Origin of the sequence: Guptibacillus sedimenti, assembly GCF_028610665.1 — a bacterium.
GTDB lineage: Bacteria > Bacillota > Bacilli > Bacillales > Guptibacillaceae > Guptibacillus > Guptibacillus sedimenti.
Window position 1 is genome coordinate 66,375 of record NZ_JAQQWV010000008.1, and the last position, 9,779, is coordinate 76,153.

Annotated in this window: 7 protein-coding genes and 1 rRNA gene; all 8 read left to right on the forward strand. The window is 39.5% G+C overall.

Features of this window, described 5'->3' with window-relative positions; genetic code table 11:
* Positions 1 to 171 precede the first annotated feature (171 nt).
* Entirely contained in the window at positions 172 to 1,524 is a 1,353-nt protein-coding gene (gene dnaA / locus PQ578_RS20245) for a chromosomal replication initiator protein DnaA (protein WP_098445627.1), read from the forward strand.
* A 195-nt stretch (positions 1,525 to 1,719) separates the two neighbouring features.
* On the forward strand, positions 1,720 to 2,862 hold the full coding sequence (gene dnaN, locus PQ578_RS20250) for a DNA polymerase III subunit beta (protein WP_159780740.1): 1,143 nt from the start codon (positions 1,720 to 1,722) through the stop codon (positions 2,860 to 2,862).
* A gap of 190 nt (positions 2,863 to 3,052) precedes the next feature.
* Positions 3,053 to 3,265, forward strand: coding sequence for a S4 domain-containing protein YaaA (yaaA, locus tag PQ578_RS20255; RefSeq protein ID WP_098445629.1), 213 nt, complete (start codon positions 3,053 to 3,055; stop codon positions 3,263 to 3,265).
* A 14-nt stretch (positions 3,266 to 3,279) separates the two neighbouring features.
* Positions 3,280 to 4,398, forward strand: a complete 1,119-nt coding sequence (gene recF, locus PQ578_RS20260; protein ID WP_098445630.1) for a DNA replication/repair protein RecF — start codon at positions 3,280 to 3,282, stop codon at positions 4,396 to 4,398.
* Between the two features lie 9 nt (positions 4,399 to 4,407).
* On the forward strand, positions 4,408 to 4,686 hold the full coding sequence (gene remB, locus PQ578_RS20265) for an extracellular matrix regulator RemB (RefSeq protein ID WP_098445631.1): 279 nt from the start codon (positions 4,408 to 4,410) through the stop codon (positions 4,684 to 4,686).
* 69 nt (positions 4,687 to 4,755) lie between these two features.
* The gene (gene gyrB / locus PQ578_RS20270; RefSeq protein WP_159780742.1) at positions 4,756 to 6,684 is read left to right on the forward strand and encodes a DNA topoisomerase (ATP-hydrolyzing) subunit B; all 1,929 of its coding nucleotides are present in this window, start codon (positions 4,756 to 4,758) and stop codon (positions 6,682 to 6,684) included.
* 132 nt (positions 6,685 to 6,816) lie between these two features.
* Entirely contained in the window at positions 6,817 to 9,375 is a 2,559-nt protein-coding gene (gyrA, locus tag PQ578_RS20275; protein ID WP_273836402.1) for a DNA gyrase subunit A, read from the forward strand.
* Positions 9,376 to 9,679: 304 nt separating this feature from the next.
* Positions 9,680 to 9,779, forward strand: a 16S ribosomal RNA gene (locus tag PQ578_RS20280); the annotation flags it as partial.

Here is a 9,779-nt window from a genome sequence, read left to right on the forward strand (position 1 = left end):
TCAAATGATTGTACAAAGGTTGTACGTTGGCACATTAGGCGACTATCGTCAGCGATTACAGCCTGTTTTTATTTGGGTGAAAATGCAGGCTACCTATTGAGCTAAGTATCATCAATAGAAGTAAACCGGTTTGCCCTAGTTAGATATTTTTGAACAAAAGGAGGGACTTCGTTGGATAACATCACGGATCTCTGGCAACAGGCTCTATCGGAAATCGAAAAAAAGTTAAGCAAGCCAAGCTTCGAAACCTGGCTCAAGTCTACTTCTGCAAACCGAATGGAAGGCGACACGATTATTATTACTGCTCCCAACGAGTTCGCTAGAGACTGGCTTGAGTCAAGATATTCAAGTTTAATAACGGAAACGTTGCTTGAGCTGACCGGAAGTGAATTACAAGCTAAGTTCATTATTCCCCAAAATCAGTCCGATGCTGATTTGGATCTAGAACAAGCTATGAAAAAAAAGCCTAAGGGAAATCCAGCTCAAGAAGAACACCCTCAAAGTGTGCTTAATTCAAAATACACGTTTGATACGTTTGTTATTGGATCTGGAAATCGCTTTGCACATGCTGCTTCTTTAGCCGTAGCGGAAGCACCAGCCAAAGCGTATAATCCGCTATTTATATATGGAGGAGTTGGGCTTGGAAAAACCCATTTAATGCATGCTATTGGTCATTATGTTATTGAGCATAATCCGAATGCAAAGGTGGTTTATTTATCATCGGAAAAGTTTACAAACGAATTTATTAATTCGATTCGAGATAATAAAACCGTTAATTTTCGAAACAAGTATCGTAATGTAGATGTACTACTGATTGATGATATTCAATTCCTGGCAGGAAAAGAACAAACGCAAGAGGAGTTTTTCCATACATTCAATGCTCTTCATGAAGAAAGTAAACAAATCGTTATTTCAAGTGATCGACCACCTAAGGAAATTCCTACACTAGAAGATCGACTTCGATCACGATTTGAGTGGGGACTAATTACTGATATTACGCCTCCTGACCTGGAAACAAGGATTGCTATTCTTAGAAAGAAAGCAAAAGCAGAAGGTCTTGATATTCCAAATGAAGTAATGCTCTATATAGCCAATCAAATTGACACCAACATTCGTGAACTTGAAGGTGCACTTATACGTGTAGTTGCCTATTCTTCATTGATTAATCAAGATATGAATGCAGACCTTGCAGCTGAGGCGTTAAAAAACATTATTCCATCTTCAAAACCAAGGGTGATTACGATTCATGATATCCAAACTGTTATAGGAGATCATTTTTCAGTAAAACTCGAAGACTTTGCGGCGAAGAAAAGAACAAAATCTGTTGCATTTCCTCGTCAAATTGCCATGTACCTTTCGAGGGAGCTTACCGATTTCTCGCTTCCAAAAATCGGAGAAGAATTTGGTGGAAGAGATCATACAACCGTCATTCACGCACATGAGAAGATCTCGAAACTAGTGGATTCTGATCAAGCTTTTCAAAAGAAACTACAAGATATCGTCGAACAACTAAAAAACGGATAAGTCTCTTTTTGTGGATAGTAGTTAATAGAGTGTGTACAATTATCAACAGTTACCAACACACTATCCACAGGTGGATAACTTGTTCGTTATGGGTTTGTGAACACTTATCCACACATTCACAGCCCCTACTAGTAAGACTACGACTTTTTTAAGTAATAATTATATAATCTGGGTCATTTATTTAGGAGGTAAATTATGCGTTTCAAGATCGAAAGAGATTATCTAGTATCAAGCGTATCTGATGTAATGAAAGCCGTGTCTTCAAGAACAACGATACCTATTCTTACGGGGATTAAAATCGTAGCAAGTGATGAAGGCGTAACGTTAACAGGTTCTGACTCAGATATTTCAATCGAATGTTTCATTCCCTCAGAAGAAAATGATAAACAAATTGTTGAAATCTCTCAGATGGGAAGTATCGTACTTCAAGCTCGATTCTTTTCTGATATCGTTAAAAAGCTACCAGGTGATCAAGTTGAGATTGAAGTACACGATAGTTTAACAACAAGAATCCGTTCAGGTTCATCAGAATTCAACTTAAACGGTTTGGATCCTGAAGAATACCCTCGTTTACCTGAAGTGGAAGCACAAGAAGGTTTTCAGATCCAGGCAGACTTACTAAAAAACATTATTAGGCAAACTGTATTTGCTGTTTCTACATCAGAAACTAGACCGGTGTTAACAGGTGTAAACTGGAAGCTAGAAGATGGCGAACTTAACTGTACTGCTACAGATAGTCATAGACTTGCACTCCGCACAGTTAAAGTTGAACCGAATGGTAATGACCTTTCATTTTCAAATGTAGTGATTCCCGGAAAAAGTCTAAGTGAGCTTTCTAAAATCATCGATGATAACGAAGAACTTGTTGATATTACGGTTACTGAAAATCAAATATTGTTTAAATCAAATCACATTCTTTTCTTCTCAAGACTCCTTGATGGGAACTATCCAGATACAAGCCGATTGATTCCGAATGAAAGTAAAACAAACGTAACAGTTTCTGCAAAAGAATTGTTACAAGCAATCGATCGTGCATCTGTATTAGCACGAGAAGGAAGAAATAACGTAGTAAAACTCGCTAGCCTTGAAGAGTCAACACTAGAGATTTCTTCAAATTCGCCTGAAATTGGGAAAGTTATTGAACAAGTTCAATCACATTCTTTTGATGGTGAGGAACTTAAGATTTCATTTAGTGCAAAATATATGATGGATGCTTTAAGGTCAATGGACTCTAACGAAGTAAATATTAGCTTTACGGGGGCTATGAGACCTTTCTTGATTAAACCAATCGAAGGTGCTGCGATTATGCAGTTAATCCTCCCTGTCCGAACTTATTAAATTCTAACAAGGTGTTACCCGTGGCCACTGAGAAGTTTTCCTTCCAGTGGCTTTCTTTTTTTTTAGCTATTTATGAAATTTCCATGCGATTATTCATGCGTTATAATAAAAAAAGAGTTATAATAAACTATTGTCATCCTTCAGACTCTATATAGTAAGATGGAGCAGGAGGAAAATGAGGTGAACGAACGTGAATGAAATTAAACTAATTAAAGAATTCATCACTCTTGGACAACTTCTTCAAGAAGCAGGAGTGATCAATACAGGCGGAATGGCAAAGTGGTTCCTGTCAGAGTATGAGGTCTATGTAAACGGAGAATTAGAAGACCGACGTGGCAGAAAACTCTACAACAAGGATACAGTTATGATTCCTGGCGTAGGAGAGTTTGTTGTATCTAGCTGAATGGGGGTTTCCCGTTGCATCTAAACACATTAAAAGTAACGAATTATCGTAATTATCATAAGCAAGAACTTCAGTTCGAAAATAACGTGAATGTTTTTCTTGGCGAGAATGCGCAAGGAAAAACGAACATCATGGAAGCCATCTATGTCCTTGCTATGGCGAGGTCCCATCGTACGCCAAGAGATAAAGAATTAATCAATTGGGACGAGGAATATGCTAAAATAGAAGGTAGAATTGAAAAACGAAATGGTCCCCTCTCCCTCCAACTGGTTATTTCCCAAAAAGGTAAAAAAGCCAAGCTAAATCAATTGGAACAGCAGAAGCTTAGCAACTATATTGGTGCCATGAATGTCGTCATGTTTGCACCAGAGGATCTCAATCTAGTCAAAGGTAATCCTGGCGTGCGCAGAAGGTTTATTGATATTGAGATTGGCCAGGTTCAACCCGTTTATCTTTATCATCTGGGACGATACCTTAAACTTCTTCAGCAGCGAAACAGCTTATTGAAGACGATGCGATATCAAAAGAAGCCTGATTATGTCATGCTTGATATTTTGACCGAACAATTAATAGAAGCAGCTGCGAATATCTATTTACGACGAGTACGATTCGTTCAACTCTTGCAACAATGGGCTGAACCAATTCATTATGGGATTAGTAGAGGACTAGAAAAACTCGAAATCCATTATAATCCGACGGTTGAGGTATCAGAACCAACGGATTTGTCGAAAATAGTAGATGGATATAAGGAAAAGTTTGATAAAATTAAAGAGAGAGAAGTTGAGCGTGGCGTCACGCTCGCGGGACCGCACCGAGATGATTTGTCGTTTTTTGTAAATGGAAAGGACGTTCAAACGTATGGATCCCAGGGACAACAGCGAACAACTGCTTTATCCCTGAAACTCGCTGAAATTGAATTAATTCATAGTGAAGTAGGCGAATATCCTTTACTTCTACTCGATGACGTACTGTCAGAGTTAGATGACTTTAGACAGTCTCATCTTTTAAATACAATTCAAGGAAAAGTTCAAACGTTTGTGACCACAACGAGCGTTGAAGGCATCCATCATGAAACGCTTGAAAAAGCGACGACTTTTCAAGTTCAAGAAGGACTAATCGAAAAGGTGAAATGAGGTGAAGTGTTGTTTATACACTTAGGAGAGGACGTTGTCGTCCAATCGAGAGATGTTGTAGGAATCTTTGATTGGCAAGTTATGGAGGAAGCAGAGATTACAAGTGAATTTTTGCATCGCCATCAAAAAGACAGGCTAGTAGAAGACATCGGTGGTGATTTAACGAAATCGATCGTTATCACGACTGATACGGTCTATTTGTCTCCTTTATCTTCACTCACACTAAAAAGACGAGCATACACGATCTCAGACAGTGTGGAAGTTACATCAAATGGAGAATCATCTTAAAACCAGGTTGTCTGATCATCAGCAAGCTGAATTGAGTCTATCTTTGATAGAGAAATGTAGGTGAACAATATGACATTAGAGCAACAGTCGAATAAAGAAAGTTATGATGAAAGTCAGATTCAGGTTCTTGAAGGACTTGAGGCTGTTCGAAAACGCCCAGGTATGTATATCGGTTCAACGAGTAGCCGTGGACTGCATCACCTCGTATGGGAAATTGTCGATAACAGTATTGATGAAGCCCTTGCAGGGTACTGTTCGCAAATTACTGTAAGTATTGAGAAGGACAATAGTATTACGGTTGAAGATAACGGACGAGGAATCCCGGTCGGAATCCAAGAAAAAATGGGACGTCCTGCAGTTGAAGTTATTATGACCGTTCTGCATGCCGGCGGTAAGTTTGGCGGCGGCGGATATAAAGTATCTGGTGGACTGCATGGTGTGGGGGCATCTGTAGTAAATGCTTTATCCTCTAAGCTTGAAATTACAGTAGAGCGTGAAGGAAAAGTTTATTATCAGAGCTATACGCGCGGTGTACCTGATGAAGATCTTAAGGTGATTGGTGAAAGTGATGTGACGGGTACAACGATTCACTTCATTCCAGATAACGAGATTTTTACTGAAACAACAGAGTATGAATTTGATATTCTTGCTCACCGCCTTAGAGAGCTTGCATTCCTAAACCGTGGAATCATGATTGTTGCACAGGACAAGCGTCCTGAAGAAACGAAACGCAACGAATACCACTATGAGGGTGGTATTAAGTCTTACGTAGAACATTTGAATCGTTCTAGAGAAGCTTTACACGAAGAACCAATCTTTGTGGAAGGTGAACGTGAAGGGATTTCTGTGGAAATTGCCGTTCAATATAACGATGGATTTGCAAGTAACATTTATTCTTTTGCAAATAACATCAATACCCATGAAGGCGGAAGTCACGAATATGGCTTTAAGACAGCTCTTACTCGCGTAATTAATGACTATGCACGTAAAAATAGCTTGTTCCGTGAAACGGATCCAAACCTAACAGGTGACGATGTTCGCGAAGGACTAACAGCCATCATTTCGATTAAACATCCAGATCCGCAGTTCGAAGGTCAGACGAAAACGAAGCTTGGAAATGCTGAAGCTCGTACCATTACCGAATCAATCTTTGGAGAGAAGTTCTCTACTTTCCTTTTTGAAAATCCCCTCGTTGCAAAGCAAATTGTTGAAAAAGGCCTAATGGCTTCAAGAGCACGTGCTGCAGCAAAGAAAGCAAGGGAGTTAACAAGAAGAAAAGGTGCACTCGAAGTAAGTGCACTTCCTGGTAAGTTAGCGGATTGCTCTTCTAAAGATGCATCGATCTCTGAAATTTATATCGTTGAGGGTGATTCAGCTGGCGGATCTGCAAAGCAGGGGCGTGATCGTCACTTCCAGGCTATTCTGCCTCTGAAAGGTAAAATTCTTAATGTGGAAAAAGCGCGTCTAGATAAAATCCTTTCAAACAATGAAATTAGAGCCATTATCACGGCACTAGGAACAGGGATTGGAGAAGATTTTGATTTAGCAAAAGCTCGATATCATAAGTTGATCATCATGACAGATGCCGATGTTGATGGTGCGCATATTCGAACGCTCTTATTAACATTCTTCTATCGCTATATGCGCCCGTTAATTGAAAACGGCTATGTCTATATTGCTCAACCACCTTTGTATAAGATTTCTCAAGGGAAAAAAGTGACTTACGCTTATAATGACCGTGAGCTTGATGTCATCTTAAATGAGATTCCGAAAAACCCTAAGCCTGGTATTCAGCGGTACAAAGGTCTTGGAGAGATGAACCCAACGCAGCTATGGGAAACAACGATGGATCCTGAATCACGTACAGTATTGCAGGTAGAATTGCAAGATGCTATTGAAGCGGACGAAGTGTTTGATATGCTCATGGGTGATCGTGTTGAACCGAGACGAAACTTTATTCAAGACAATGCTCATTACGTAAAGAATTTAGACGTTTAAGAGACAAAGGGGGATATCCCCCTTTTCTTCTGTTTCTATTAAGTGGTTACTTTAAAAGACAATATAGAGTATCGAAAAGATCTTTAGCTAAATGTTATGAGATGAACAAGAGTATAATTGGAGGTTTTCCGTATGTCTGATATGGAAAGATCGAGAGTTAAAGAAATAAATATTAGTCAGGAAATGCGCACCTCCTTCATGGATTATGCGATGAGCGTTATTGTAAGTCGTGCTCTTCCTGATGTGCGAGATGGTTTAAAACCAGTACATCGACGAATATTATATGCGATGAACGACCTTGGTATGACTTCTGATAAGGCTTATAAAAAGTCTGCGCGTATTGTTGGAGAAGTTATTGGTAAGTATCACCCACACGGTGATTCAGCTGTATATGACACAATGGTACGTATGGCTCAAGACTTCAGCTATCGCAATATGCTGATTGACGGGCACGGGAACTTTGGTTCTATTGACGGTGATTCAGCAGCTGCAATGCGTTACACAGAAGCAAGAATGTCCAAGATTGCCATGGAAATGGTGCGAGATATTAATAAAGATACCATCGATTATCAGGACAACTATGATGGTTCTGAACAAGAACCCATTGTTCTTCCAGCAAGGTTTCCTAATTTACTTGTAAATGGTGCTTCAGGAATTGCCGTCGGAATGGCGACAAACATCCCACCACATAATCTTGGCGAAGTAATTGAAGGACTTTTAGAACTAAGTAAAAATCCTGAGATGACAATTCCTGAACTAATGGAATTTATTCCTGGACCAGACTTCCCAACAGCAGCTGAAATTCTTGGACGTGAAGGAATTCGCAAAGCTTATACAACCGGGAGAGGTTCAATCATTCAGCGTGCAAAAGCTGAAATTGAGGAATTCAGCAATGGTAAGAAAACAATCATTGTTTCTGAGCTTCCTTATCAGGTTAATAAAGCGCGTCTTGTCGAGAAAATTGCAGAGCTTGTTCGTGATAAGAAGATTGAAGGAATCACCGATCTACGCGACGAATCTGACCGTACAGGTATGCGAGTTGTGATTGAAGTCCGTAAAGATGCAAATGCAAATGTTCTATTAAATAACTTATATAAACAAACGGCACTTCAAACTAGCTTTGGTATTAACACTCTTGCATTAGTAGATGGACAGCCTAAAGTGTTAACTTTAAAAGAATGTCTAGAACACTATCTTGAGCATCAGAAGGTCGTGATTAAAAGAAGAACGCAATTTGAGTTAAATAAAGCGGAAGCAAGGGCTCATATATTAGAAGGTTTGCGAATCGCACTTGATCACTTAGATGAAGTAATCAAATTGATTCGAGCTTCTGAGACGACAGATATTGCTAGAGAAGGCCTGATGACTAAGTTCTCCTTAAGCTATGAGCAGTCTCAAGCCATTCTTGATATGAGACTTCAGCGTCTGACTGGTTTAGAACGAGATAAAATTGAGTCTGAATATCAGGAGTTAATGAAGCGAATCGCAGAATTAAAAGCTATTCTTGCTGATGAAGAGAAAGTTCTTGAAATCATTCGCGAAGAGCTAACAGAGGTAAAAGAAAGATTTGCTGACAAACGTCGTACCGAAATCACGGTTGGTTTCGATATGATCGAAGATGAAGATCTTATTCCTAAACAGAATATCGTGATCACCTTAACTCACAAAGGGTATATTAAGAGATTGCCGATCGATACGTATCGAAGTCAAAAGCGTGGCGGTCGTGGAATCCAGGGGATGGGTACAAACGACGGAGATTTCGTCGAACACTTATTTACAACACTTACGCATAACACCATTCTGTTCTTTACGAATAAAGGTAAAGTATACAGAATGAAGGGATATGAAGTACCTGAACTTAGTCGAACAGCAAAAGGGATCCCAATAATTAACCTGCTCCAGATCGAAAAGAATGAATATATCACTGCGATTATTCCTATAGAAGAATTCGTTGATGATTGGTTCGTGTTCTTTGCTACAAAGCAGGGTGTTGTCAAACGTTCGCCACTTTCTGCTTTTGCGAATATCCGAAAAGGTGGACTCATTGCCATCAACTTTAAAGAAGATGATGAGTTAATGGGCGTTCGACTAACAAATGGATCGAAAGAGCTAATCATGGGAACAAAACAAGGGATGGCGATTCGTTTCCATGAAGAAGACGTTAGATCTATGGGCCGAACAGCTACTGGTGTTAAGGGAATTACGCTACAAGAGAATGACCAGGTTGTTGGTATAGGTATTCTAGATGAAAATCAGGATGTCCTTATCGTCACAGATAAAGGATTTGGCAAGAGAACACCTGTCGAAGAATATCGCGTTCAAACAAGAGGCGGTAAAGGGATTAAGACGTGTAACCTTACAGAGCGTAATGGTGTGTTAACAGCCCTAAAAACTGTCACACTTGAAGAAGAATGTATGATCATTACTGAGAGTGGTGTCATTATCCGTATTGATGTACAGGATATTTCTCAAACTGGAAGAAACACTCAAGGTGTAAGATTGATCCGTATCTCTGAAGGAGACTCTGTCGCGACGGTCGCGAAAGTTGAGATCAATGAAGAAGGCATTGAAGGTGAAGATATCGAAGAGTCTGAAGCTACTGATGGAATTGCTGATGAAATCATTGATGTTGAAGCTGAGGAAGTCTCAGAAGATGACGAAAATAATGGTTCAACTACAGAAGAAGAGTAACTTTTTAAAGAAGAGGAGAAATCCTCTTCTTTTTTTAATCGATTACTATTGCAATAATAGATAGCAGGTGGTAAGATGTAATTCCGTCGCATTGACGGTGTCTCCAAAACCTTATTAAATGGTTTTAAAAACTTTTAAAAAAGTGTTGACGAGATAATGCGTTACATGATATATTATTTAAGTCGCCGATAAACAACGGCGAAAATGAAAGAAACAAATTGCTCTTTGAAAACTGAACGAAACGCCATGTAAGTAGTTGTTTCTACGGAAACAAAACATTGTTTTAAAAGCTAGATTAAGCTTTCTATCGGAGAGTTTGATCCTGGCTCAGGACGAACGCTGGCGGCGTGCCTAATACATGCAAGTCGAGCGAAGAGATGGGAGCTTGCTCCCTGATCTTAGCG